Raw genomic sequence first — 24844 nt, 5'->3', positions numbered from 1 at the left:
GTTTGCAAGTCTGGCCGATTAGCCATGCAAGCTTCCTCCGAGCGTATCGAGGAGAGTTCATGCTAACCCAGGAAGAGGATCAGCAGCTGGTCGAACGCGTTCAGCGCGGCGACAAGCGGGCTTTCGATCTGCTAGTGCTGAAATACCAGCACAAAATTCTCGGGTTGATCGTGCGTTTTGTGCACGACACCCATGAAGCCCAGGACGTGGCGCAGGAAGCCTTCATCAAGGCATACCGTGCACTTGGAAATTTTCGCGGGGACAGCGCGTTTTATACGTGGCTTTACCGCATCGCCATTAACACGGCGAAAAACTATCTGGTTTCACGCGGCCGTCGGCCGCCGGATAGCGATGTCAGTTCCGAGGATGCAGAGTTCTACGATGGCGATCATGGCCTCAAGGATCTCGAGTCGCCAGAGCGGGCTTTGCTGCGAGATGAGATCGAAGGCACCGTCCATCGGACCATTCAGCAACTGCCAGAAGATTTGCGTACGGCGTTAACTTTACGTGAATTTGATGGTCTGAGTTACGAGGACATTGCGAGCGTCATGCAATGTCCGGTGGGTACCGTGCGCTCCCGGATTTTCCGCGCTCGGGAGGCCATCGACAAAGCCCTGCAGCCGTTGTTGCAGGAAAACTAGAGACAGCGGCGACAGCCAAGAGAGGAACGCCATGAGTCGTGAAGCCCTGCAGGAATCGCTGTCCGCAGTGATGGATAACGAAGCGGACGAATTGGAATTGCGTCGGGTATTGAATGCCATTGACGATGTTGAAACCCGTGAGACCTGGGCTCGTTATCAAATCGCTCGGGCAGCGATGCACAAGGATCTGCTGCTTCCACGTCTGGACATCGCTGCGGCAGTTTCCGCTGCGCTGGCTGATGAAGCCGTGCCGGCAAAAACTTCCCGTGGTCCATGGCGCAGCCTGGGTCGTCTGGCGGTTGCAGCATCGGTAACCGTTGCCGTTCTGGCCGGTGTCCGCCTGTACAACCAGGACGAAATTGCCGGGGTCGAGCTGGCCCAGCAGTCCACTCAGCCGGGGCTGGCCGTTCCTCAGGTCAAGGGTCCAGCTGTATTGGCAGGCTATACTGAAAGTTCGGAAGCACCTGGCCCTATGGCCAACGGCGTGTTGCAAGGTCAGCCGGGCTGGCACGACCAGCGGTTGCCTGGTTACTTGCGCCAACATGCTCAACAGGCTGCAATGAAAGGTACTGAGAGCGCGCTTCCATACGCTCGTGCCGCAAGCTTGGAAAACCGTTAAGGAGGATCATGCGCGCCATACCTCTACTTTCGCTTCTGCTCGGTGGCTGGTTCATTGTTCCAGCCCACGCCGATGATGCTCAGGACTGGTTGACCCGTCTTGGGAAGGCCGAGCAACAGCAAAGCTTTCACGGTACTTTTGTTTACGAGCGTAACGGTAGTTTTTCTACCCATGATATCTGGCATCGCGTCCAGGATGGCAAAGTCCGTGAGCGGATCCTCCAGCTCGACGGCTCTGCCCAGGAAGTCGTACGTGTTGATGGGCATACTCAATGCGTCAGCGGCCTGATGATGGCGGGGCTTGGGGACTCTCCCAATTCCGCCGCTCGTACACTCGATTCTCAAAAGCTTAAAAACTGGTATGACCTTGCCGTCATTGGCAAATCGCGCGTGGCCGGGCGACCGGCCGTGATCGTGTCCCTCAAACCGCGTGACCAGCATCGCTACGGATTTGAGCTGCATCTGGACAAAGAAACCGGCCTTCCCCTCAAATCGTTGCTGCTCAACGACAAGGGGCAGTTGCTGGAGCGGTTCCAGTTCACCGAACTGAACACCGCCGATGTGCCTTCCGACAACGACTTGCAGGCCGGCCCGGATTGCAAAGCCGTCGCTGCCGAGAGTGACAAGGCTTCTGCGGTCAAGACCGCGCAAAGCTGGCGTTCGGATTGGTTGCCCGCAGGCTTTGAACTCACCAGCAGCACATCGCGAAAAGACCCCGAGACCAAGACTCAGGTCAGCAGCCTGATGTATGACGATGGTCTGGCGCGTTTTTCGGTGTTTCTAGAGCCTTTGAATGGCGCTGCTGTGGTTGATACTCGTACCCAGCTCGGCCCGACTGTCGCCGTCTCACGACGCCTGACCACCCCAGATGGCGACATGATGATCACGGTGGTCGGTGAGATCCCCATCGGTACCGCAGAACGGATCGCGCTCTCCATGCGCACCAACGCCACCGCGACCCAGTAGTGAGCCGGTAGCGAAATGTTTGGTGAGCATTTCCGTTTGCAAATCCCCCTGATTTTTTTTATAGGTCAGAGCCTCACGGCTCTGGCCTTGTTTGTTGTTCCCCGAACACCGGCGTATCGTTCCCGGTGTTCCTTGATCCATATCGCTTAACCATGCTCGTCTTACCGGGAGCCGTATGTCGATACCACGCTTGAAATCTTACCTCTCCATTTTCGCGACTGTGCTGGTGCTCGGTCAGGCGGTGGCAGCCCAAGCTGTCGAACTGCCTGACTTTACCCAACTGGTGGAGCAGGCCTCACCTGCCGTCGTGAACATCAGCACCACGCAGAAACTGCCTGATCGTCGAGTCAGCGAGCAGATGCCGGACCTTGAAGGTCTGCCGCCGATGCTGCGCGAGTTCTTCGAACGCGGCATGCCACAGCAGCGCTCGCCGCGCGGTGGTCGTCAGCGTGAAGCCCAGTCGCTGGGTTCGGGCTTCATCATCTCGTCTGATGGTTACATCCTCACCAACAATCATGTGATCGCCGATGCTGACGAAATCCTCGTTCGTCTCGCCGACCGCAGTGAGATGAAAGCCAAGTTGATCGGCACCGATCCACGTTCCGACGTGGCCTTGCTGAAAATCGAAGGCAAGGATCTGCCAGTGCTGAAACTGGGCAAATCCCAGGACCTGAAGGCTGGTCAGTGGGTCGTCGCAATCGGTTCACCTTTCGGATTTGACCATACCGTGACCCAAGGTATCGTCAGTGCGGTTGGCCGCAGCCTGCCGAACGAAAACTACGTGCCTTTCATCCAGACAGACGTGCCGATCAACCCGGGTAACTCCGGTGGCCCGCTGTTCAACCTGTCGGGCGAAGTGGTGGGGATCAACTCGCAGATCTACACCCGTTCCGGTGGCTTCATGGGCGTATCGTTCGCCATCCCGATCGACGTGGCGATGGACGTTTCCAACCAGCTGAAAAGCGGTGGCAAGGTCAGCCGTGGCTGGTTGGGCGTGGTGATCCAGGAAGTGAACAAGGATCTGGCCGAGTCGTTCGGTCTCGATAAACCAGCCGGTGCGCTGGTTGCACAGATTCAGGACGACGGTCCGGCGGCCAAGGGTGGCTTGCAGGTCGGCGACGTGATTCTGAGCATGAACGGCCAGCCGATTGTCATGTCTGCCGACCTGCCGCATCTGGTCGGCGCGTTGAAGGCCGGTGCCAAGGCTAATCTGGAAGTCATCCGCGAAGGCAAGCGCAAGAATGTCGAGCTGACGGTGGGTGCTATCCCGGATGAAGACTCAGAGAAAGCCACTCTGGACAAATCGAAAGCCGAGCGCAGCAGCAATCGCCTGGGCGTGTCCGTGGCCGAACTGACCGACGAGCAGAAGAAATCCTACGACCTCAAAGGCGGTGTGATGATCAAGGAAGTCCAGGACGGCCCTGCTTCGCTGATCGGCCTGCAACCAGGCGACATCATCACTCACCTGAACAATCAGGCGATTGGTTCGGCCAAGGAGTTCACCGACATCGCCAAGGCGCTGCCGAAGAACCGTTCTGTGTCGATGCGCGTCCTGCGTCAGAATCGCGCCAGCTTCATCACCTTCAAACTGGCTGAATAAACCGGTTGTTGGCTGAACGAAAAACCGCCTCGAAAGAGGCGGTTTTTTTTTGTCCCTGTAGGAGCGAGCTTGCTCGCGAAGGTCGTAAACGATAAAGGGGGGTATCTGATATCCCTCGGTGTCTGTGATTCCATCGCGAGCAAGCTCGCTCCTACAGGGGGCGTTTAGCCCATCATGTCCTTGATCATGCGCTCCTGCTCCATCAGCTCCCGTTGGCGTGCGTCGATGCGCGACGACAACGGGAAGTTGGTGCCGGCCTTGCGTTTGGCGAAGTCCAGTTGCTGGATGGCCTGGCGGTAGTCTCCGACCAGGGCAAAGTACTCGGCGCGAGCCTGATGCAGGCCGATGATGTTTCCAGACAGGCCACGGGTTTCCGCCACCATGTACCAAATGTCCGGATCGTCGGGGCGAGTCTTCAGCAGGCCTTCCAGCGCCTTCTCGGCGTCGGGTGCACGGTTCTGCTTGAGCAACAGATCGACACGCGTCTGATTCAGCGGGTAGTTGCCGGGATACTGGGTGAGCATCCGCTCAACCCGGCTCTGGGCGTCCGGCAGGCGATTGTTGGTGATGTCCAGGTCGATCTGGGCGAGGTTGTAGATGATCTCGTTCGGCGACTTGGCCAGCAGCAGCTTGAGATTTTCCCGTGCCTCATTGAGTTGGCCGCCCTTGATCTGCGCGATGGCCAAGCCGTAGCGTGCGACATCGTTTTTCGGGTTTTCGTCCAGCTGGGCGCGGAAGCGTTTTGCGCCCAGGCCAGGGGTTTCTTCGTAGATCAACTGGACCCGTGCCCGAATCAGCTGATAGCGCATGCTGTCTTCGATGCCGCCCGGCTTGGCTTGCTCGGCACGGTTACGGGTGTCGGCAATACGCGATTCAGTGACCGGGTGAGTCAGCAGGAATTCCGGAGGCTTGGCGTCGAAACGATACTGACGCGACAGACGCTCGAACATGGTCGGCATCGAGCGGGGGTCATAACCGGCCTTTTCCAGATTGAGGATGCCGATACGGTCGGCCTCCTGCTCATTCTGGCGCGAGAAGCGGCGTTGTTCCTGGATTGCAGCGGCCTGCGTACCGGCAATGGCGGCGATGCCGGCGTCGCCAGCCCCCGCCGCCGCAATCACGATGCCGGCCAGTAGCGCCGCCATCATTGGCACTTGCATGCGTTGCTGGGCTTCGACGCCCCGAGCGAAGTGGCGTTGTGACAAGTGCGCCAGTTCGTGGGCGAGTACCGAGGCGTATTCGCCTTCAGTCTGGGCATTGAGGAACAGACCGCCGTTGACGCCGACAATCCCGCCTGGCGCGGCGAAGGCGTTGAGTTGCGGACTGTTGATCAGGATGAACTCCAGGCGCCGGTCGTTGAGCTGGCTGGTTTCCGCCAGGCGGTAGACGCTGGTTTCGACGTAATCCTTGAGCTGCGGATCGTTGAGTTGGGCCACTTGACTGCGCAGCAGTGCGAGCCAGGCACGACCCAACTGGTGTTCCTGTTGTGGCGAGACAATGGCAGAGCTGGCGTCACCGAGTGACGGCAGGTCGTCGGCGAAGCCCGGTGAGGCGAGCAGGCAAGCGAGCGTCAGCAGGGTAGGGCGCAAAAAAGTCATGCACAAAGCCTTAGTCGACAAAGTCCTTACTGTAGCCGGACAGGCCGCTTCGGACCAGATATTCTAAGCCGCTCGACCACTGTCCCCGGAATAGCGCAATGACCGATGCTGTAGCCCATGATGCCGAACTGGATGCCAGCGGCCTTAATTGCCCGTTGCCGCTGCTCAAGGCCAAGCTGGAGCTCAACCGCATGGCCAGCGGTGCGGTGCTCAAGGTGATCGCCACTGACGCGGGGTCACAGCGTGACTTTCGCACCTTTGCCCGATTGGCCGGTCACACCCTGCTGCGTGAAGAAGATGAAGCGGGCGTTTACCGTTACTGGTTGAAAAAAGCCTGAAAACCGCTGCGTTCCTTGTTAAGGATTATTGATGTTCAAAGTGTTGCGCGACTGGATTCAGCGTTACTTCTCCGATGAAGAGGCGGTGGTGCTGGCGGTCCTGCTGTTTCTGGCGTTCACCGCCGTGCTTACCCTAGGCGGCATGCTGGCGCCGGTGCTCGCAGGGATGGTGCTGGCGTATCTGATGCAGGGGTTGGTGGTCGCGCTGGAGCGGCTGCGGGTGCCGGGTGGCGTGGCCGTGGGCTTGGTATTCGCCCTGTTCATGGGCGTACTGCTGGTGTTCATCGTGGTGGTGGTTCCGTTGCTTTGGCATCAGTTGATCACGCTGTTCAACGAGTTGCCGGGGATGCTCGCCAAATGGCAGTCGCTGCTGTTACTGCTGCCTGAGCGATATCCGCACCTGGTGTCTGACGAGCAAGTGTTGCAGGCCATCGAGGTGGCGCGGGGCGAGATCGGCAAGTTCGGTCAATGGGCGCTGACGTTCTCGCTGTCGAGCCTGCCGCTGCTGGTCAACATCATGATCTACCTGGTGCTGGTGCCGATCCTGGTGTTCTTCTTTCTCAAGGATCGGGAAATGATCGGGCACTGGGTCCGTGGCTATCTGCCCCGCGAGCGCACGTTGATCACCCGGGTCGCGCATGTCATGAATCGCCAGATTGCCAACTATATTCGCGGCAAGGTCATCGAGATCCTCATCTGCGGCGGCGTGACTTACATTGGTTTCGTCGTGTTGGGGCTCAACTACGCGGCGTTGTTGGCGCTGCTGGTGGGCATTTCGGTCGTGGTGCCTTACGTGGGCGCCGTAGTGGTGACCGTGCCGGTGCTGCTGATCGCCTTGTTCCAATGGGGGTGGAGCGATCAGTTCATCTATCTGATGGCGGTCTACGGGATCATTCAGACGCTGGACGGCAACGTGCTCGTGCCATTGCTGTTTTCCGAAGCGGTCAACCTGCACCCGGTGGCGATCATCTGCGCGGTGTTGTTGTTTGGCGGGCTTTGGGGGTTCTGGGGGGTGTTCTTTGCGATTCCCCTGGCGACCTTGTTCAAGGCTGTGCTGGATGCCTGGCCGAGGAAGGAGCCGGCGGTGGCGCCGTTGCTTTGATTCTGCGGTGAGGCTGCTGGCCTCATCGCGAGCAAGCTCGCTCCTACAGGGGAATGCGATCAACTGTAGGAGCGAGCTTGCTCGCGATAGCGGTGTCCGCAGGACGCCGCTAAATCAGGCTTTGTTCAAAGCCTGCGCCGCCGCCAAAACAGCATCCACATGCCCCGGCACCTTCACGCCACGCCATTCCTGGCGCAACACACCGTTCTTGTCGATCAAAAAGGTGCTGCGATCCACGCCCAGGTATTCCTTGCCATACAGCTTTTTCAGTTTGATCACATCAAACAGCTGGCACAGCGCCTCTTCCTTGTCACTGATCAGTTCGAAGGTGAAGCCCTGCTTGGCCTTGAAGTTCTCGTGGGATTTGAGGCTGTCGCGGGACACGCCGAACACTTCGGTGTTGGCGGCTTTAAAGGCCTCGAGCTGGTCGCGAAAGCCCTGGCCCTCGGTCGTGCAGCCTGGTGTGCTGTCCTTGGGGTAGAAATAGATCACCACCTGCTTGCCCTTGAGGCTGGCCAGGTTGATGGTCTGCCCGCCGGTGGCAGGTGCTTCGAAGTCGGCAACCGGTTGGTCGATGGCTACGGCCATAAAAGCTTCCTTACATTGGGTTCTGTGGGCGCCATGGTTCGATCAGGGCATCCAGGTTCAGCGCATCGGCGAAATCCAGGAACTGGTCGCGCAACCAGCTGATTTGCACGCCGGCCGGCAGCGTCACGGTAAAAGTGGCGTTGAGCATGGTACCGCCAGTCTGTGGCGCCTGGTACGTGTCGCAGGTCAGGTTTTCCAGCTCGACGTTGTGGTCCATGAAGAACTGGCACAGCTCGTTGATGATGTCCGGCCGATAGGCCGAGCTGACGTAGGCGACGTAAGGCAGGGCCTGGGGACGGTTTTCCAGGGCGGCACTGCGCACCACGTTGACGGTGAAGGCGTGCCGTTTGGACAGCACAGGAAGCAGGCCTTCCAGGCGTGCCAGGGCGTCCCAGCTACCGGAAACTTCAAGGACCAGCGCACTGCATTCGCCGTGGCGGGTGAGACGCGAGGTGACCACGGCGCAGCGGTTTTCATGGCTGGCGCGGCACAGGACGTTCGTCAGCTCCATGGGGTTGGCGCCGAGGGCACTGATGACAAGGAATTGTTCGCGAACTGTGGGGGTGGACATGCAGCGTTCCTAAAACGATGAGCGGTCGGGACTTCCAAAGGCTTTTTTGACCGGGGCGAGCCTGTATATGCAAACTCGGAAAAACCGAGCCCCAGGGTTGCAACGTGCTCCGGTATGGCGGGAGCGGGGGCTGGCAACGCTGGATCGGGGCTGGAAATGCCGAAAATGGAGGCTGGAACCCGGCGTGCGAGCTTGTCAGTAACGATCAAAGTCTGAAGGGTAGCGAAAAGCGGCGCCAAGGGGAATGGCGGCAGCGCAGTACTTCGCTTGTGCAAGCATCTTGGCGCCAGTACCATTACGGCTCTCTTTTTCCGGCAGGAGCGGTTGCATGATTGCGGGCAGTATGGTGGCACTGGTCACACCAATGGATGCACAGGGTCGTCTCGACTGGGACAGCCTGAGCAAACTGGTGGACTTTCACCTGCAAAACGGCACCCACGCCATCGTGGCGGTCGGCACCACAGGTGAATCGGCGACGCTCGACGTCAACGAACACATCGAAGTGATCCGCTACGTGGTCAAGCAGGTGGCAGGGCGCATTCCGGTCATTGCCGGCACTGGCGCCAACTCGACCCGCGAAGCCATCGAACTGACCACCAACGCCAAGACCGCTGGCGCCGATGCCTGCCTGCTCGTAACACCGTACTACAACAAGCCGACCCAGGAAGGCCTGTACCAGCACTTCAAGGCCATTGCCGAAGCCGTCGACATCCCGCAGATCCTCTATAACGTGCCTGGCCGTACCGCGTGCGACATGCAGGCCGAGACGGTCATCCGCCTGTCGACCGTGAAAAACATCATCGGTATCAAGGAAGCCACCGGCGACCTGGACCGCGCCAAAGCCATCATCGACGGCGTCAGCAAAGATTTCATCGTGCTGTCGGGTGACGATGCCACGGCGGTGGAACTGATCCTGCTGGGCGGCAAGGGCAACATCTCGGTCACCGCGAACGTCGCCCCACGCGACATGGCGGACCTGTGCAACGCGGCACTGAAAGGCGATGCCGTGACTGCCCGGGCGATCCATGAAAAGCTGATGCCGCTCAATAAAACCCTGTTTATCGAATCCAACCCTATCCCCGTGAAATGGGCGCTGCATGAGATGGGCCTGATGCCGGACGGTATCCGTCTGCCGCTCACCTGGCTCAGCGCGGCCTGTCACGAACCGCTGCGGCAGGCCATGCGCCAGTCCGGCGTCCTGGTTTAATTGAGGAAGCATTACGCATGAAGCGATTGGCCGGACTTTCCGCACTTGCCTTGATTATCTCCAGCACCAGTGGCTGTGGATGGATCTGGGGCCCGGAAGGTTATTTCCGCGACCGTGGTAGCGACTACCTGGAAGCGCAACAGACTGCACCTATGCAATTGCCACCGGACGTGACGACCGCCAAGCGCCTGGATCCGCTGTTGCCGATCCCGCGCAACGTGGCCGACGACACCGCCAAGGGCGAGTACATCGTCCCTCGTCCGCAGCCGCTGTCCGCCGCGGCTGATGCCAGTGCCTACTCGCTGCAGAAAACCGGCGACTCTCGCTGGATCGTGGCTCAGAACCCACCGGCCGAAGCCTGGCCAGTGGCTGTTCAGTTCTTTCAGGACAACGGTTTCCGCCTGGATGAACAGCGTCCGCAAACCGGTGAATTCACCACCACCTGGCAGCGTTCCGATGAGCTGTCCGCGGCTATCGGCAAACGCTTGAGCGCCGCCGGTGTCGCTGCTGACAGCGAAACCCGCGTGCGGGTGCGCATCGAGCCGGGCGTGCAGCGCAACACCAGCGAAATCTATGTGGTGAGCGCCGAACGTCCCGCCGGCAGCACCGCTGATGTGGAATTCACCAACCGTTCGGTCAACACCGGCCTGGACGCAGCCTTGGTCGACGACATGTTGGCGAGCATGAGCCGTATCTCCGAGAAGGGCGGTTCGGTGTCCATGCTGGCTTCCCGTGATTTTGACGCACCAAGCCGTGTCAGCCTGACCGAAGACGGTAGCGGCAACCCTGTCCTGAACGTCGGCAACGACCTGGATCGTGCCTGGTCGAGCGTGGGTCGTGCACTGGAGCAAGGCGAATGGCGCGTTGAAGACATCAACCGCAGCCTGGGCCTGTACTACATCAACTTGTCCGAAAAGGCCGAGAAGAAAGACGACAAGCCTGGTTTCTTCAGCAGTCTGTTTGGCAGTGGTCCAAGCAAGGAAGAGATCGAAGCCCGTGCCGAGCGTTATCAGGTTCGCCTGAGCAAGGTCGGCGAAAACGTCGAAGTCACCGTCGAGAAAAACATCAACACCGTGGCGCCGGCTGACGTGGCGCGCAAAGTGTTGAGCGTGATTCAGGACAACTTGGGCTGATCACATGCGTTTTGCCGTTCTCGGCAGCGGTAGCCAAGGGAACGGCACGCTGATAGCCAGCGCTGAAACCTATGTGCTGGTCGATTGTGGTTTCTCCCTGCGGGAAACCGAAAAACGCCTGTTGCGCCTGGGTGTAAATCCGGCGCAACTGAGCGCGATACTCGTGACCCACGAGCATGCCGACCACGTGCATGGCGTGGGTTTGCTGTCTCGGCGCTACAATCTGCCTGTCTACCTCAGTCGCGGGACCTTGCGCGGGATGCGCAAACCCATTGAGCCTGCGGGCTTGCTGGCAGGTGGCGAGCAACTGCAGATCGGTCACCTGAACGTCGATGTCATTGCCGTGGCTCACGATGCACAGGAACCGACGCAATATGTGTTCAGCGATGGTGAGCGCCGCTTCGGCCTGCTGACCGACCTGGGCTCCTACTGCAACAAGGTGCTGGACGGCTATAGCGACCTCGATGCGTTGATGATCGAGGCCAACCATTGCCGGGACATGCTGGCTCGCGGTCACTACCCCTACTTTCTCAAGCAGCGGGTGGGCGGCGAACTGGGACATTTGAACAACCACCAGGCGGCATTCCTGGTGGCCGAGTTGGGCTGGCAAGGCCTGCAACACCTGGTCCTGGCCCATCTGAGCAGCAAGAACAACCTGCCGCAGCTGGCCCGGCAATGTTTTGTCGACACCCTCGGGTGCGACCCCGACTGGCTGCAACTGGCCGATCAAGATTCAGGGCTCGACTGGCGACACATCGCCTAGCCCATCTACTTAGCAAGCGGAGCCCATCATGGAAAAACGTGAAGAACTCTACCGCGGCAAAGCCAAATCGGTTTACAAGACCGACGACGCTGACCGTCTGATCCTGCTGTTTCGCAACGACACCTCGGCGTTCGACGGCAAGCGCATCGAACAGCTCGACCGCAAGGGCATGGTGAACAACAAGTTCAACGCCTTCATCATGCAAAAGCTCGAAGCTGCCGGCGTGCCGACCCAGTTCGACAAGCTGCTGGGCGACAACGAGTGCCTGGTCAAGAAGCTGGACATGATCCCGGTCGAGTGCGTCGTGCGTAACTACGCCGCCGGCAGCCTGGTCAAGCGCCTGGGCGTCGAAGAGGGCATGAAGCTCAACCCTTACACCTTCGAGCTGTTTTTGAAGGACGACGCCAAGGGCGACCCGTTCATCAACGAATCCCATGTCGTGGCGTTCGGCTGGGGCACCGCCGAGCAACTGGCGCGCATGAAGGAACTGTCGCTTAAGGTCAACGAGATCCTGAGCAAGCTGTTCGACGACGCCGGCCTGCTGCTGGTCGACTTCAAGCTTGAGTTCGGCGTGTTCAGCGACGGCTCGATCGTCCTGGGCGACGAATTCAGCCCGGACGGCTGCCGCCTGTGGGACAAGGACACCAAGAAGAAGATGGACAAGGACCGCTTCCGCCAGGGCCTCGGTGACGTTATCGAAGCCTACGAAGAAGTCGCCAACCGTCTGGGCGTACCGCTTTAATCGACGCAAGCATCTGATAGCACGGAAAAATTTCGCTTGGGGGGTTCGCTTCCGACGAAAGTGTTGTTATGATGCGCGCCGTTGGAGAGATGCCAGAGTGGCCGAATGGGACGGATTCGAAATCCGTTGTACCTTCGCGGGTACCTAGGGTTCGAATCCCTATCTCTCCGCCATTACATAGAAAAAGCCCCGTAGCTGAGAAGTTACGGGGCTTTTTTGTTTTTGGTCAAAGTCACAGTTTACGTTCTGCCTTACGCGACTCCCGGAATTTGCCCACAAAATCGACTGGCGTCACCCGCTAGCCTGGTTTAGGTGGGGGATGAATACTCGCTGCGTATCAAAGGACGACTGCCCAGGAGGATGGCCCGTGCTACAAAACGATCGCGAGAATCTGGAGCTGGATAAGCTTCAGGTCGAAATTCGAAAGCTCCTGATTGAATCCCGTAAGCTCACGGCTGAGGAGTCCAAGCTAAGGCAAGAAACCATCTGGTATCCGTTCGCGGTTGGAGCAGGTGTGGTGACTGCGATCGCCGCAGCAGTTGGCTTTTGGAGTAAAGTCTGAAAACCGGATTCGCAAGGGCAGTAGGGACACTTCATTTAAACTTCTTTACTGCATCGCCATCCGCGCAATCTTAGTGCGCAAGATATGGTCTTCGCTTTCCAGGGAATATGGACATGTCAGCATCAAGTAATAACGCCAGTATTGAGCAATTACACCGTGAGGTGGCGGCTTTGGCCGAGGATATGCGCAATCCTGCTCCAAATCCGCTTCGCGCAGCCATGATTCCATTCGCCCTCGGCGCGGCGTCAGCCCTGATCACCTTTGTAGCCATCTGGCTGTTGGCAAAGCTGATCTGATCCCGGCCACTGAACAGGCGCTGCCATCCAACGCAACAAATCACTCCCAACCGCGTCCAAACTCCAGCAGGCCCAGCAATCAGCCAGGCAGGAGAACCCTCCCATGTGCGGACGCCTTTCCCAGTATCACGGCATTCATGATTTTGTTGCTGCGCTGAGCATGCCCAACCCGCTGGTCAACAATGTGGGCGACCAACCGCTTGATCACTACAACGCGGCGCCAACCACGCAGTTGGCGCTTTTCCATCAGGAGAGCTGCTCCCTGCACGCGGATAGGGTGCGCTGGGGGTGGCGGCCGCATTGGGCCAAGGATCGAGCTGCGCCGATCAATGCCCGAGTGGAGAAGGTGGCTCACGGTCCTTTTTTCCGGGCGATATGGCCGCACCGCGCGATCATTGCGATCAATAGCTGGTTTGAATGGGTGGATGAGGGAGGGCCGAAGAAGCAGCCCTACCTGATTCGGCGTCGGAACCGGGGGGTCATCCTTTGTGCCGCCATTGCTCAGTACCCGAATGCCGAGCACGGGCCCAGCGAGGACGACGGTTTTGTGATCATCACCGCCGACAGTGAAGGCGGGATGGTGGATGTTCACGATCGGCGCCCGGTGTCGCTGTCTGCGCAACTGGCCAGGGAGTGGTTGGACCCCGCCACACCGATGGAGAGAGCGGAGCAGATGGCATTGCTGCAGGGCGAGCCGACTGAGGCTTTTGAGTGGTTTCAGGTGGATCGCGCAGTGGGGAATGTGCGCAATCAGGGCCCGCATTTGATAAGGCCGGTGGAAGACGGTCCTCTAAGCGGCAGTCTGTTTTAACTCCTATCAGAGGGGGCGCGTCAGTCGTGCGATCAAGCATGCGCCTCACGATCAATGACGTCACTCACCCACTGATTGATGCTTTTATGAGCCAATTGCGCTTTTACAGCGACTGTCGCATGCAGTGCTGGCGCCAAGCGCAGACTGAGCTTGCCCGAGTACGGCTTTTGAGGCTCTCGCCCGAGCTGGGCGCAAGTTTGCAGATAGTCGGCGACTGCCTCTTCAAAAGCTGCTCGCAGCTCGCTGACCGACTCCCCGTGAAAGCCTACAACGTCGCTGATTCCTGCGATGTGGCCAACGAACAGCCCGTCTTCGTCGCTGTATTCGATACGGGCTGCGTAGCCGTTGTAATTCATCACGTTCACGGGGTCACTCCTGCCTGGTCAAGAAAAGTTCGGGCGTCACGTACTTGATAGGGTTTAGCTTCTTTATCCGGATGGGGTCGATGAAAAGTCGCGACCACACCATTGAGCTCAAACCTCACACGCGATCCATTGCCTTCGATGGTTCTGGCACCTGCTGCAACAAACAAAGATTCGATCCGCGTCCACTCCAAGGTGGAAGGCGACGGCCGTGAAAATACCGCTTTGAGTGTACTCAGTTGCTTATTATTCATGGTATCAAATAATGATATCGCTTTAGTGGATTGGCAGCGAATCGAAAGACTGCTGATGCACGAATCCAAAACCGCAAAAAATGCCGCTTTACCCTTCTCTGGAAAATGACATTTCGTGCGCTGGAATTGACGCTTGAATTGGTGGTGCTCATGGTATCGAGCAAGGCTATTCAGGGGGTGTAGGCAAAGTCTGGAAGCTACGTGAGGTACGTCTGTTGAGTTGGCCAGCGGAGGGATGCGGCAGGTGAGCAGGTAAAGAGCACCGGACAGCCACATTCCACTGTAAGAAAAGGAAGCTGATCACTTGGTATGGATTACGCAGTCAAGTAGCCGAAATGACTGACGCCCCGGTTCATTGGGCGCCACGCAAATCACTGCGCTTTCAGCGAAATATCCCCTGACACTCAATCCCTCCACCATCCACCCACCTCATCTACTCTGGTTTCGCATCACAGGTCTCAACCATCGCAAGGAGCGAACCATGTATTTCGAGATTTACCGGCAAACCCGTGGCATCCCCCAGACGGGCAGGGGCCAGTGGCGGTGGCGCTTGAGGGCGGCGAACCATGAGACGATTGCCAGTGGCGAGTCGTACGTGAACAAGGCCGATTGCGTGCATGCCATCAACCTGATCAAAGGGACGCACGATCAGACGCCGCTGAAGGAAATCTAGAGAACTGTCGACGAAGCTGTTCAACCGGAGCAGCTTCAATTCAACCTGCAAATTGCTTCAGTCGCATAGACGCCACTTGCACCCGCTACCTAAACTGTCGGCAGACGGGAGATCGGGGACAGTGGATGAATCGTAATGAGCTACGCAAGGCCGACATCAACCTCATGGTGGTGTTCGAAACCTTGATGCATGAGCGCAATGTCACTCGGGTGGCGGAGAAGCTGTTTCTGGGTCAGCCGACGATCAGTTCGGCGCTCAATCGCTTGCGCACGATGTTCAATGATCCGTTGTTCATCCGGGTAGGCCATCGCATGGAGCCCACGGCTCGAGCCGAGGAGCTCATCCAGTACCTGTCGCCGGCTCTGGATTCGCTGTCGGTAGCCTTGAGCCTGACCCATGATTTCGACCCTGCCAGCAGCACCATGACTTTCCGTATCGGCCTGTCCGACGATGTCGAGTTCGGCCTTTTGCCACCCTTGCTGCGCGCCCTGCGCCAGGAAGCGCCGAAGGTGGTGTTTGTGGTGCAGCATGTCGATTACTGGCGGATTCCCGATTTGCTGGCCTCCGGTGACATCACCGTTGGCATCAGCCAGACGCGTGGCCTGCCGGCCAATGCCAAGCGCAAGCTGCTGCGGCACATCCAGCCCAGCATCCTGCGCGCCGATGCGTCCGACACGCCGTTGACCCTCGACGAGTATTGCTCACGCCCACACGTGCTGGTTTCCCACACGGCCAACGTCAGTGGTTATGCTGACGAGTGGCTGGCAGAGATCGGTCGTACGCGCCAGGTGGTGCTCTCTGTGCCGCAATACAGCTCGTTGCCGGCCCTGCTCGCCGGGACGGACCTGATTGCCAGCCTGCCGGATTACACGGCGACAGCCATGGCTGCTTCCGGTCATTTGTTCGTCGAGCCGTTTCCCTTCAAGACACCCACCCTCGATCTTTCGATGGTCTGGCTGAGCCATGTCGATACCGACCCGGCCGAGCGTTGGTTGCGGTCCCGACTGGAGGCGTTCATGAGTGAGCGCTTTGAGTCAGCGATCCCTCAGTAAGCCAGACAACTCTGTGATATATGTACGACCTTTCTCAATAAGATCAGGAACCACGACATGCCTCACCTGCACATGGAATACACCGCCAACCTGCCCGAGCTGAATGCCGATGTGGCGCTGCTGCGGTTCAATAATGCGCTGGTGGCTTCCGGTCAGTTTGGCGCCGAGTCCGATATCAAGAGCCGTGCGGTGAAAGTCGAAACGTTCAAGGTCGGCACCGCGTTGAATGAGCGGGCGTTCGTGTATGTGAATCTTGCGCTGTTGAGCGGCCGCTCGCCGCAGATCAAGAAGCAGTTGTCGGAAGCCCTGCTGGCGGTGGCTCAGGACCTGGGGCCTTGGCCAGCGGGTGTGGAAGTCCAGTTGGCGGTGGAAATCGTCGATATGGATCGAGAGACCTACAGCAAAGTCCTCATCAGTCACTGAGTTCAGCCGAGGTCCAGTTCGGCGCAGGCCTGCAACACCTGTTCACGCAGCCACGTGTTGGCTGCGTTCTGCTCGACATGAAGGCTCCACTGCATGTCGAGAGTGAAACCCGGCAAACCTTCGGGGGCTTCGCAGTGAATGAACGCGTCGTCGTTGGCCAGCAATTGCTGGATGCGGCGGGGCATGGCCAGGATGTAGTCGGTGCCGACGATCAGTTTCAGTGCCGCCCCATAACTGTTGGCGCGTGCTACGACGTGCCGTGTGTGCGCCTGCTGGGCCAACCAGCCGTCGACCATGTTGGTGGTGGAGATCCAGGGTGTCGGAAACACATGCCGGTACCCGGCGAAAGCCTGCAGGCTCAAGCGCGGCGCCAGCGGCTTGATGCTGCTATCGAAGACACACACCAGTTCATCCTCCAGCAACGTTCGCACGTTCAGGTCGGTGTGATGCCGGTGAAAGTTCGGACCAAAGCCAATCACCAGGTCGAGACTGCCTTTGCGTAATGCATCGGCGGGGATGTCGCTTTCAAGCTTCTGCACGTTGATCACCACGGGGAGATCGGCAAAAGCAAAACGCTTCAACAGGCGCGGCAGAATCAACTGTTCGAAGTATTCCGGTGCGCAGATATTGAAGGTGACCGGTTGCCGCGCGGGATCGAAGGCTTCTGTACCGGTATGACATAAATTGATGCTTTCGAGGATTTTCAACACGTGGGCATACATGCTGCTGGCTTTGCCGGTGGGCTGCATGCCCGTGCGGGTGTTGATGAACAGCTCGTCCGCGAAGCCAGTGCGCAGCTTTTTCAGGCAGTAACTCACGGTGGACTGGCTGACGCAGAGCGTTTCGGATGCATCGGTGACGCTGTTTTGCTCATACAGGGCGACAAACACCATGAGGTCTTGCATGTCGAGCTTTCTGAGCTGGTTACTGTTAAGCATCCATTCGTCTCGCTGGGATCCATGCGCTGGATCCTAGCGGAACGAGGATGTCGAGAGAATGCCCTGTAGGTGTTTTCACCGCCGTATCAATGAATATGGCGGGCGTAGTGCCTTGGGTTGAATCGCACGGCCATGAGTATCATCAGCGACACGACGCCAGTGAGTGACCACCAGGCCCATTCGAAGCTACCCAGTTGATCGCGGATCACGCCCGCAATCAGCGGTGAGACACCGGCGATCAGATAACCGATGCCCTGGACGAAGGCCGTCAGTGCGCCGGCCTGTTGCGGGTTGTCCAGGTGATCCATCGACACGATCAGGCTCATGGGAAACAGCCCACCGATGCCCAGCCCCAGCAGGCAAGGCCACAACAGGCTCAGGTGCTGAGGACTGAGAATCAGGCCTATGAACCCTGCAATGATCAGCGCCAACAATGCCATCAGCACCCCGCGTCGGTCTCGGCTGCGATTGGCGATGACGGGCGCCAACAGGCCCGACACCACCTCCATGGCGGTCAGGAAGCCCAGCAGCAGCCCAGCGTTCTGCTCGCTCCAGCCTTTTTCTACGTAGTACGGTGCCAACCAGGCCAGTACACAGGTGTAGGACGCCGTCCCCAGGCCAAAAAAGATGGCGAGCAGCCACGCGCGGGAATTGGCGAAGCACGAACCGTTTTGTCGCGCGGGAGCGGGCAGCGCAGGCACTGTCGAGCGTTGACCCAACCAGAACACCAACGCCAATAGCGCCAACACGGCCCAAATCGCCAGTCCCATGCGCCAGCTATCGAAACGCATCATCACCAGTGGGGAAAAAGACGCCGCAATGGCTGCACCGCCCATGATTGACGTGACGTACAGGCCCATGCAGACGGCAACGTTGTCACTGAATCGCGACTTGATCAGTGCCGGCATCAACGCCTGGATCAACGCGATGCCGACGCCGGCCATTATGGCGCTGATGATGAGTTCGAGTGCGGAATCGAGAAAAAGGCGAGATGCCGTCGCCAGGCCAATGATCAGCAGCGACACCACTACGGTACGTTGCTCGCCAAAACGTTGGCTGATGCGCAGACCAAGAAACATCGCCAACCCCATGGCCATGACCGGCAGCATGGTCAGCAGCGAGGCGAGGCTGAAGCTCAGGGCGATGTCGCCGCGAATCGTCGAGAGCAGCGGGCCGACAGCGGCCATGGAGGGGCGCAAGTTAAGCGCGACGAGCATGATGGTGACCATCAGGAGGAGGGCGGGGCGAGACGTGGCGCGGATGTTTTCCATGGTCGAACCTTGATGGGCGAGAACGGAATTACATGCGCCAGGGGCTTGGGCCGCAAATCAGAAAGTCCGGGGTGGTATTTAGAAATTAAATACCGTCCCTGTGGGAGTGGGCTTGCTCGCGCCATCTTCGGTGTATCCGGAATGTTTAGCCATCTGACAACCAAGGTTCTTCAAATCCCGATTTAACTGCTGATCCCGGCATGTGACGCTGCTGAGCATCTGTTTACTGCGGTCTTCCCTATGGACGGTTGTCCGGACGCACTCCCTTCCGAACTCGCCTTCTGGGCGTTGTGGCATTGTCGTCACGCGCGCCCGCCGGACTCCTGCCTTTCCCGTTAGAAAATCCTACAGGTCCCGTGTGATGCACCGGGATCAAATCGGCAGCGCGTGTGCGTCTGCCTGACGCGGAAACAAGAGAATGCCCATGAGTTGTGCCCGAACCTCCTTCGCCGCCCCGGAAGAAGCCCTGACTTTTCTGCAACAGAACCCGGATATCGAGATGTTCGAGTTGTTCATCCTCGACAACAACGGGGTGCCGCGGGGCAAGTTGCTGCATCGCGATGAATTACTGCCGATTTACGAAAGCGGACGTCCCTTGCCCAGCACGATCCTGGGACTGACCATCAACGGCGAAGACGTGGAAAACTCCGGGTTGGTCTGGGATGTCGGCGATATCGACTGCCGGGCCTACCCGATCAGTGGCAGCCTGACGCGCATGCCGTGGCGCTTGATGCCGACGGCGGCGGTGCAGGTCAGCATGCACCCGACCGAGGGCATGCCGGCGACCATCGCCGACCCCAGGCACTTGCTGGCGAAGGTGATTGAAGGCCTGCAAGCCGACGGCTATTACCCGGTGATGGCTGCGGAACTGGAGTTTTATCTGCTGGACCAACAGCGTGACAGCCACGGTCGGCCGCAACCGGCGCGAGATGTCGATGGCGGGCGGCCGCGAGGCACGCAAGTCTACGGGTTGCGTGAGTTGGAGCAGATCGAGCCGTTCCTGGCCGATTTGTACAGCGCCTGCAAACTCCAGGGCATCCCGGCACGCACGGCGATTTCCGAGTACGCGCCGGGGCAAGTTGAAATCACCCTTGAGCATCGAAGCGATGCGTTGCAGGCGATGGATGAAGCTGTGCGCTACAAGCGCCTGGTCAAGGGGGTGGCGCACAAGCACGGGATGACAGCATGCTTTATGGCCAAGCCCTTCGATGATCTGGCGGGCACCGGCATGCACATGCACGTCAGCCTGGCGGATCGCGAGGGCAGGAACCTGTTTGCCAGTGAAGCTGCAGACGGGACACCGCTGCTCAGGCATGCGGTGGGCGGCATGCTTGCGACTTTGCTGGACTCTTTATTGCTGTTCTGCCCTAACGCCAACTCCTACCGCCGCTTCCAGACCAACAGCTACGCGCCGCTCGCCGCCACTTGGGGCGTCGACAATCGCACGGTAAGCCTGCGGGTCCCGGGAGGCCCGGCGTTCTCGCGACACATCGAGCATCGCATTTGCGGCGCCGATGCCAATCCGTATCTGGCCGCTGCGGCGATCCTGGCAGGTATCCATCGCGGCCTCCGTGAACAGTTGGACCCGGGCGCGCCAGTGGAAGGCAATGGCTACGCCCAGGCGACGAAACTGCTGCCCACCGACTGGCTGACCACCCTTCGCGCGCTGGAAGGCTCGAGCTGGGCGCAGGGGGCGTTCGGCAGCGAATTTCTCGGCGTTTACCTGGCCGTGAAACGGGCCGAGTACCGACAGTTCATGGGAGAAGTTGGCGAACAGGATTGGCGTTGGTATCTGAACCAGGCCTGAATCATTCTCAAATACCACCAGAGTTCATTGCAAATTATTGAGGCCAACTAATCGTTGGCTTCTTTTTCACAAAAAATTGATGGATGGCTGCCCAGAATTGAAGCCGTCGCGATAAATGAAATTTTCACATTTATCGACGGCATCTCTTTCAAGGAAATAGTCGATCATCATGTTGAAGTTCAAAGCCGTGCGCCCTGAATGGGTGACACTGATTGCCAGCGCCTTTCTGTTATTGGGTTTCAACTCTGTACTCTGGCAGCACCTGTTTGAAATCACCGCGACCGACGCTCAGGGCCTGGCGATGCGGGCGGCGTTTGGCGTGATGATCCTGGCGGCCTTCAACATTGTGCTGACGTTGTTGGCGTTCCGGCCAGTTCTTAAACCGCTGTTGACGTTTCTGTTCATGGTCAGCGCGGGCGTGGCTTATTTTATGGCGCAATACGGGGTCATGATCGACACCGGCATGTTGCGCAACTTTGCTCAAACCAATGCAACGGAAGTGCGTGATTTACTCTCGTTAAAGATGGCTGTTTATATTGTTTTGCTGGGTATATTGCCGTCGTGGTTGCTCTGGAAGACACCGGTTAGTTATCGCCGCTGGCATCGGGAGTTGCTGAGCAAGGTCTTGGTCAGTGTGGCCTCGATAGCGGTGATTGGCGGCATTGCACTGGTCAACTATCAGGGGCTTTCTTCGCTGTTTCGCAATCACCACGAATTGCGCTTGATGGTGGTGCCCAGCAACTATGTGGGCGCTTCGATCAGCTATTTGCGCGAACAGGTCGCCTCGGCCCAGCAACCCTTCGTGAAGATCGGGGAGGATGCGCAGAAAAACCCGGTCTGGCAGACCCATGGCCGAAAGTCCCTGACTGTATTGGTTGTGGGCGAAAGTGCCCGTGCCGAGAATTTTGGCGTGCTGGGGTACAAACGTGATACCACGCCTCAACTGGACAAGCAGGCAGGCCTGATCGCGTTTACTGATGTGCATTCCTGCGGCACGGAGACAGCGGTATCGGTGCCGTGCATGTTTTCCAACATGGGTCGCAAGGATTACAACGCCAGCAAGGCAAAAAACGAAGAAGGCCTGTTGGATGTGCTCAAGCGCGCGGGTCTGGATGTGATCTGGCGTGACAATCAGTCGGGCTGCAAAGGCACGTGTGATCGAGTCACGCTCGAGGATGTCAGCAATTTGAAAGACCCGGCACTGTGCGCCAACAGCGAATGCCGCGATGAAATTCTCTTGCAGGGTTTGCAGCACTTCATCGACACCCTGGATAAAGACACCGTGCTGGTGTTGCACCAGATGGGCAGTCACGGGCCGGAATATTTCAAGCGTTATCCAAAAGAGTACGAACGGTTTACCCCGGTTTGCGAAAGCAATGCCCTGAACAATTGCAGTCGCGAGAGCATCGTCAATGGCTATGACAATACGCTGGTGTACACCGATCATGTGCTCTCGACCCTGATCGACCTGTTGCGCAAGAATCAGGACAAAGTCGATACGGCCATGCTGTACCTGTCAGACCACGGCGAATCGTTGGGCGAATATAACTTGTTCCTCCACGGCACGCCCTACATGATGGCACCCGAACAACAGAAACACGTGGCCATGTTGGCCTGGTTTTCCGACAGCTATCAAAAATCGTTCTCGGTCGACACCCATTGCTTGCAACTGAGCCGTGACAAGCCGTTGAGCCAGGACAACCTGTTCCACTCAATGCTGGGCCTGCTGGAGGTCAGCAGCAAGGTCTACAACCACGACCTGGATATGTTCTCCGGCTGCCGTGGGGCTGTGATCGATGGCGTTCTGGCCAAAGAGTGACCTTCCTACAACGCAGGTGACGTCCCTCCATCAGGCAATTCTTGCCATTAGGTAGGCTTTTTCGCTAAAGCTCTTGTTCAGTGGATGCGCGGAAATCGCCGGGGGCGATATATACTGCGCGCCATTCTTCAAGGGAGAGCCGTGTGGCCATCGATATTCACTGGATTCGCGACAACGATAGCCTCGCCCGGTTTTGCGCCGAGTGGCAGCAGCTGCCCTACGTTGCACTCGACACCGAATTCATGCGGGTCGACACCTTTTATCCGATCGCCGGCCTGCTGCAGGTCGGCGATGGCGTACGCGCTTATCTGATCGATCCGTTGACCGTCGACAACTGGAAGCCCCTGGCCGCATTGCTGGAAAACCCGGCGGTGGTCAAGGTGTTGCACGCCTGCAGCGAAGACCTCGAAGTGCTGTTGCGTCTGACCCGAAGCCTGCCGGCCCCGCTGTTCGACACGCAGTTGGCCGCCGGTTACCTGAACCTCGGGTTTTCCATGGGATATTCGCGGCTGGTGCAGGAAGTGCTTGGTATCGAGTTGCCCAAAGGTGAAACCCGTTCCGACTGGTTGCAGCGTCCGCTGTCCGAGACCCAAATCAGCTATGCCGCTGAAGACGCCTTGCACTTGGCCGAGGTATTCGTACAACTACGTCCAAAACTGTCTGACGAGAAATTTGCCTGGGTTCTGGAGGATGGCGCCGAGCTGGTGGCCAATCTACGTCGGGAGATCGATCCGTACGAGGTCTATCGCGATGCCAAGCTGGCGTGGAAGCTTTCCCGCGCTCAGCTCGCCGTGCTGCGTGAGCTATGCGCCTGGCGCGAGCGTGAAGCCCGTGCCCGTGACCTGCCGCGCAACCGAATCATCCGTGAGCACTCGCTGTGGCCCCTGGCGCGCACGCAACCGGACAACCTGGGTGCTCTGGCGAAAATCGAAGACATGCACCCGCGTACCGTACGCCAGGACGGTGAGTTTCTGCTTGATTTGATCAAGCGCGCTGGCAGTGTAGCGCCCGATCAGTGGCCGCCTGCCGTGCCGGAGCCCCTGCCGGTGGAGGCCGCCGCGCTGCTCAAACAGTTGAAAGCCATCGGCCAGGCCGAGGCCGAGCGTCTGGCCATCGTGCCAGAGTTGATGTTGCGCAAGAAAACCCTGGAAGCCTTGCTCAAGAGCGGCTTTCCCAACGGTCCTTATCAATTGCCTGATTCGCTGCGTGGCTGGCGCCGCGAATTGATGGGCCAGGCGCTGCTCGACAGCCTGGACAACGCCGGAGAACAGCCTTGAAACGTATTTGTTCCATCTACCGCAGTTCGAAAAGAAACGAAATGTACCTGTATGTGCTCAAGAGCGATGCCCTTGAGCGCGTACCGGAACCTTTGTTGGCCGCGTTCGGCAAGGCCATCCACGCGTTCGATCTGGTGCTGAGCCCCGAGCGCAAGCTGTCGCGCGAGGACATCAGCGTGGTCCTGGAAAACCTCGACAAACAGGGCTACCACCTGCAAATGCCTCCGGCCGAAGACGAGTACATCGAGCATTTGCCCGAAGAATTGTTGCGACGCAACGACCCGGTGTGACCGGCAGACAGGCTCTGTTCAGAGTCGGCGTGAAATACTGGAATGATTTTGGCGATGGCCAGGCCAGGGGACGAGGCTTCCTTGGCGGCCGTCTGCACTGCTTTTGAAAGGTTTGAAACATGCGCGTTCTGATTGCCGAACACGACCACGCTATATATGCCCAATTGTTGCGCCAGGCCGCACCCGATCTCGAAGTGCTGACCAGCGGCGATTCGGCCGAGCTGGCGCGTCAGGCCGCCGAATGCCCGATCTGGCTGGGGCAGCCTGATCTGCTGGCCACCCTGTTACGCCAAGGGCACAAGCCGCAATGGCTGCAGTCGACCTGGGCTGGTATTACGCCACTGCTGGCCGACGGCCTTTCACGGCACTATCGCCTGACCCGCGCGGTAGGCATTTTCGGTCAGGTCATGGCCGAATATGTACTCACCTACATGCTCGGCCACGAACGTGAAGTGCTGCCGCGCCTGGTCAGTCAGGTCGAGCGTAAGTGGGACAGCCGCCAGGGCCAGAGCCTGGCAGGACGCAAAGTGTTGATCGTTGGCACCGGCGACATCGGCCAAACGGTCGCAGAGTTTCTGCTGCCGTTTGGCGTCGAGTTGTATGGTATCGCCAGCGAAGCACGGGAGCAGGCACCCTTTATCGAAGTGGGCGCGCTGGGCGACTTGCCACGTCTTGTCGGTGAAGTGGACTACGTGATCAACCTGCTGCCTAACACGCCGAACACCCATGATCTGTACGATGCCGCTCTGTTCAAGCGATTCAAGTCGACCGGTTTGTTCATCAACGTCGGACGCGGTGTGGCGGTGGTCGACGCAGACCTGGTGGAAGCGTTGAAGGAAGGACATCTGGCGGGCGCGGTGATCGACGTCTGCCGTCAGGAGCCGCTGCCGCAGCGTCACCCGTTCTGGACGGCCTGGGGCTTGCTGCTGACCGGCCACAGCTCGGCGCCAACGTCACCGACGATGATGGTCAAGCTGTTCATCGAGAACCTGCGCGCGTATCACGCGGGCGAGGCGCTGCGCGGGGAAGTGGATTTCAATCGCGGATACTGACACCCCGCCCCCTGTAGGAGCGAGCTTGTCGAGGCGTCGAACCGTCGCGATGGTCGCAAGAACAGCGCCGGGTGTCAGATGCCCAGCGTT

The 24844-nt window shown here is 58.8% G+C and carries 29 protein-coding genes and 1 tRNA gene; 23 read left to right on the top strand and 7 right to left on the bottom strand.

What is annotated here, in order from left to right; translation table 11 throughout:
* The first annotated feature begins 59 nt into the window (after nucleotides 1–59).
* The 4 genes from rpoE (at nucleotide 60) to AB4N64_RS18415 (ending at nucleotide 3825) form a co-directional block, all read left to right on the top strand.
* The gene (gene rpoE, locus AB4N64_RS18430) at nucleotides 60–641 is read left to right on the top strand and encodes an RNA polymerase sigma factor RpoE (RefSeq protein WP_003172477.1); all 582 of its coding nucleotides are present in this window, start codon (nucleotides 60–62) and stop codon (nucleotides 639–641) included.
* A gap of 31 nt (nucleotides 642–672) precedes the next feature.
* On the top strand, nucleotides 673–1260 hold the full coding sequence (locus AB4N64_RS18425; RefSeq protein ID WP_460117309.1) for a sigma-E factor negative regulatory protein: 588 nt from the start codon (nucleotides 673–675) through the stop codon (nucleotides 1258–1260).
* Between the two features lie 8 nt (nucleotides 1261–1268).
* Entirely contained in the window at nucleotides 1269–2225 is a 957-nt protein-coding gene (locus AB4N64_RS18420) for a MucB/RseB C-terminal domain-containing protein (RefSeq protein WP_460117308.1), read from the top strand.
* Nucleotides 2226–2400: 175 nt separating this feature from the next.
* Nucleotides 2401–3825 (top strand): DegQ family serine endoprotease, encoded by a 1425-nt coding sequence (locus AB4N64_RS18415; RefSeq protein ID WP_460117307.1) that lies wholly within the window; start codon nucleotides 2401–2403, stop codon nucleotides 3823–3825.
* A 164-nt stretch (nucleotides 3826–3989) separates the two neighbouring features.
* Here the strand turns inward: AB4N64_RS18415 and AB4N64_RS18410 are convergent, their stop codons facing one another.
* Entirely contained in the window at nucleotides 3990–5423 is a 1434-nt protein-coding gene (locus AB4N64_RS18410) for a M48 family metalloprotease (protein WP_460117306.1), read from the bottom strand.
* Nucleotides 5424–5521: 98 nt separating this feature from the next.
* On the opposite strand from AB4N64_RS18410, the gene AB4N64_RS18405 reads away from it, so the two are divergent.
* Entirely contained in the window at nucleotides 5522–5761 is a 240-nt protein-coding gene (locus tag AB4N64_RS18405; protein WP_028621876.1) for a sulfurtransferase TusA family protein, read from the top strand.
* 31 nt (nucleotides 5762–5792) lie between these two features.
* Complete coding sequence (locus AB4N64_RS18400; RefSeq protein ID WP_460117305.1) at nucleotides 5793–6863, top strand: AI-2E family transporter; 1071 nt, start codon at nucleotides 5793–5795, stop codon at nucleotides 6861–6863.
* A 114-nt stretch (nucleotides 6864–6977) separates the two neighbouring features.
* On the opposite strand, the gene AB4N64_RS18395 is transcribed toward AB4N64_RS18400, so the two are convergent.
* Nucleotides 6978–7451 carry a peroxiredoxin gene (locus AB4N64_RS18395; RefSeq protein WP_460117304.1) on the bottom strand — a complete coding sequence of 158 codons (474 nt, stop codon included), beginning with the start codon at nucleotides 7449–7451 and terminating at the stop codon, nucleotides 6978–6980.
* Nucleotides 7452–7461: 10 nt separating this feature from the next.
* Nucleotides 7462–8022 carry a glycine cleavage system transcriptional repressor gene (locus AB4N64_RS18390; protein ID WP_460117303.1) on the bottom strand — a complete coding sequence of 187 codons (561 nt, stop codon included), beginning with the start codon at nucleotides 8020–8022 and terminating at the stop codon, nucleotides 7462–7464.
* 328 nt (nucleotides 8023–8350) lie between these two features.
* On the opposite strand from AB4N64_RS18390, the gene dapA reads away from it, so the two are divergent.
* From dapA to AB4N64_RS18350, 8 genes are all read left to right on the top strand, one after another.
* Complete coding sequence (dapA, locus tag AB4N64_RS18385; protein WP_460117302.1) at nucleotides 8351–9229, top strand: 4-hydroxy-tetrahydrodipicolinate synthase; 879 nt, start codon at nucleotides 8351–8353, stop codon at nucleotides 9227–9229.
* A gap of 17 nt (nucleotides 9230–9246) precedes the next feature.
* Nucleotides 9247–10362 (top strand): outer membrane protein assembly factor BamC, encoded by a 1116-nt coding sequence (bamC, locus tag AB4N64_RS18380; RefSeq protein WP_460117301.1) that lies wholly within the window; start codon nucleotides 9247–9249, stop codon nucleotides 10360–10362.
* 4 nt (nucleotides 10363–10366) lie between these two features.
* The gene (locus tag AB4N64_RS18375; protein WP_460117300.1) at nucleotides 10367–11125 is read left to right on the top strand and encodes an MBL fold metallo-hydrolase; all 759 of its coding nucleotides are present in this window, start codon (nucleotides 10367–10369) and stop codon (nucleotides 11123–11125) included.
* A gap of 28 nt (nucleotides 11126–11153) precedes the next feature.
* On the top strand, nucleotides 11154–11867 hold the full coding sequence (gene purC, locus AB4N64_RS18370; RefSeq protein ID WP_110966859.1) for a phosphoribosylaminoimidazolesuccinocarboxamide synthase: 714 nt from the start codon (nucleotides 11154–11156) through the stop codon (nucleotides 11865–11867).
* Nucleotides 11868–11950: 83 nt separating this feature from the next.
* A tRNA-Ser gene (locus AB4N64_RS18365) sits at nucleotides 11951–12040 on the top strand.
* Nucleotides 12041–12234: 194 nt separating this feature from the next.
* Complete coding sequence (locus AB4N64_RS18360) at nucleotides 12235–12429, top strand: hypothetical protein (protein ID WP_460117299.1); 195 nt, start codon at nucleotides 12235–12237, stop codon at nucleotides 12427–12429.
* A gap of 113 nt (nucleotides 12430–12542) precedes the next feature.
* A complete protein-coding gene (locus tag AB4N64_RS18355) occupies nucleotides 12543–12725 on the top strand; it encodes a hypothetical protein (RefSeq protein ID WP_460117298.1) in 183 nt (60 codons plus the stop codon).
* A gap of 103 nt (nucleotides 12726–12828) precedes the next feature.
* Complete coding sequence (locus AB4N64_RS18350; protein WP_460117297.1) at nucleotides 12829–13536, top strand: SOS response-associated peptidase family protein; 708 nt, start codon at nucleotides 12829–12831, stop codon at nucleotides 13534–13536.
* Nucleotides 13537–13568: 32 nt separating this feature from the next.
* Here AB4N64_RS18350 and AB4N64_RS18345 read toward each other — a convergent pair whose 3' ends face one another.
* Nucleotides 13569–13901, bottom strand: a complete 333-nt coding sequence (locus AB4N64_RS18345; RefSeq protein ID WP_460117296.1) for a type II toxin-antitoxin system HicB family antitoxin — start codon at nucleotides 13899–13901, stop codon at nucleotides 13569–13571.
* Nucleotides 13898–14068, bottom strand: a complete 171-nt coding sequence (locus tag AB4N64_RS18340; protein WP_460126798.1) for a type II toxin-antitoxin system HicA family toxin — start codon at nucleotides 14066–14068, stop codon at nucleotides 13898–13900. The genes AB4N64_RS18345 and AB4N64_RS18340 overlap by 4 nt, the downstream gene beginning before the upstream one ends.
* Between AB4N64_RS18340 and AB4N64_RS18335 the strand changes: the two genes are divergently transcribed.
* The 4 genes from AB4N64_RS18335 (at nucleotide 14004) to AB4N64_RS18320 (ending at nucleotide 16300) form a co-directional block, all read left to right on the top strand.
* Nucleotides 14004–14261 carry a hypothetical protein gene (locus AB4N64_RS18335; protein WP_460126899.1) on the top strand — a complete coding sequence of 86 codons (258 nt, stop codon included), beginning with the start codon at nucleotides 14004–14006 and terminating at the stop codon, nucleotides 14259–14261. The two genes, AB4N64_RS18340 and AB4N64_RS18335, sit on opposite strands and share 65 nt — an antisense overlap.
* Nucleotides 14262–14633: 372 nt before the next feature.
* Nucleotides 14634–14825, top strand: coding sequence for a YegP family protein (locus AB4N64_RS18330; RefSeq protein ID WP_368557531.1), 192 nt, complete (start codon nucleotides 14634–14636; stop codon nucleotides 14823–14825).
* Nucleotides 14826–14950: 125 nt separating this feature from the next.
* Complete coding sequence (locus AB4N64_RS18325) at nucleotides 14951–15877, top strand: LysR substrate-binding domain-containing protein (RefSeq protein WP_460117295.1); 927 nt, start codon at nucleotides 14951–14953, stop codon at nucleotides 15875–15877.
* Nucleotides 15878–15934: 57 nt separating this feature from the next.
* A complete protein-coding gene (locus tag AB4N64_RS18320; protein WP_460117294.1) occupies nucleotides 15935–16300 on the top strand; it encodes a 5-carboxymethyl-2-hydroxymuconate Delta-isomerase in 366 nt (121 codons plus the stop codon).
* Nucleotides 16301–16302: 2 nt separating this feature from the next.
* Here AB4N64_RS18320 and AB4N64_RS18315 read toward each other — a convergent pair whose 3' ends face one another.
* Both AB4N64_RS18315 and AB4N64_RS18310 read right to left on the bottom strand, forming a co-directional pair.
* Nucleotides 16303–17238 carry a LysR family transcriptional regulator gene (locus AB4N64_RS18315; RefSeq protein WP_460117293.1) on the bottom strand — a complete coding sequence of 312 codons (936 nt, stop codon included), beginning with the start codon at nucleotides 17236–17238 and terminating at the stop codon, nucleotides 16303–16305.
* Between the two features lie 86 nt (nucleotides 17239–17324).
* The gene (locus tag AB4N64_RS18310; protein ID WP_460117292.1) at nucleotides 17325–18509 is read right to left on the bottom strand and encodes a cyanate transporter; all 1185 of its coding nucleotides are present in this window, start codon (nucleotides 18507–18509) and stop codon (nucleotides 17325–17327) included.
* 424 nt (nucleotides 18510–18933) lie between these two features.
* Here AB4N64_RS18310 and AB4N64_RS18305 point away from each other — a divergent pair, with 424 nt between their 5' ends.
* The 5 genes from AB4N64_RS18305 (at nucleotide 18934) to AB4N64_RS18285 (ending at nucleotide 24754) form a co-directional block, all read left to right on the top strand.
* Nucleotides 18934–20316: a glutamine synthetase family protein gene (locus tag AB4N64_RS18305; protein WP_460117291.1), complete on the top strand. Its 1383-nt coding sequence runs from the start codon at nucleotides 18934–18936 to the stop codon at nucleotides 20314–20316.
* Between the two features lie 169 nt (nucleotides 20317–20485).
* The gene (locus tag AB4N64_RS18300) at nucleotides 20486–22135 is read left to right on the top strand and encodes a phosphoethanolamine transferase (RefSeq protein ID WP_460117289.1); all 1650 of its coding nucleotides are present in this window, start codon (nucleotides 20486–20488) and stop codon (nucleotides 22133–22135) included.
* Between the two features lie 143 nt (nucleotides 22136–22278).
* A complete protein-coding gene (gene rnd, locus AB4N64_RS18295; RefSeq protein WP_460117288.1) occupies nucleotides 22279–23412 on the top strand; it encodes a ribonuclease D in 1134 nt (377 codons plus the stop codon).
* A complete protein-coding gene (locus AB4N64_RS18290) occupies nucleotides 23409–23702 on the top strand; it encodes a YcgL domain-containing protein (protein ID WP_460117287.1) in 294 nt (97 codons plus the stop codon). Before rnd ends, AB4N64_RS18290 begins: the two co-directional genes overlap by 4 nt.
* Nucleotides 23703–23821: 119 nt before the next feature.
* A complete protein-coding gene (locus AB4N64_RS18285; protein WP_460117286.1) occupies nucleotides 23822–24754 on the top strand; it encodes a D-2-hydroxyacid dehydrogenase in 933 nt (310 codons plus the stop codon).
* Nucleotides 24755–24844 lie beyond the last annotated feature (90 nt).

This window comes from Pseudomonas sp. S2_C03, from assembly GCF_054668405.1.
This window is presented reverse-complemented; position numbering and strand designations above follow the sequence as displayed.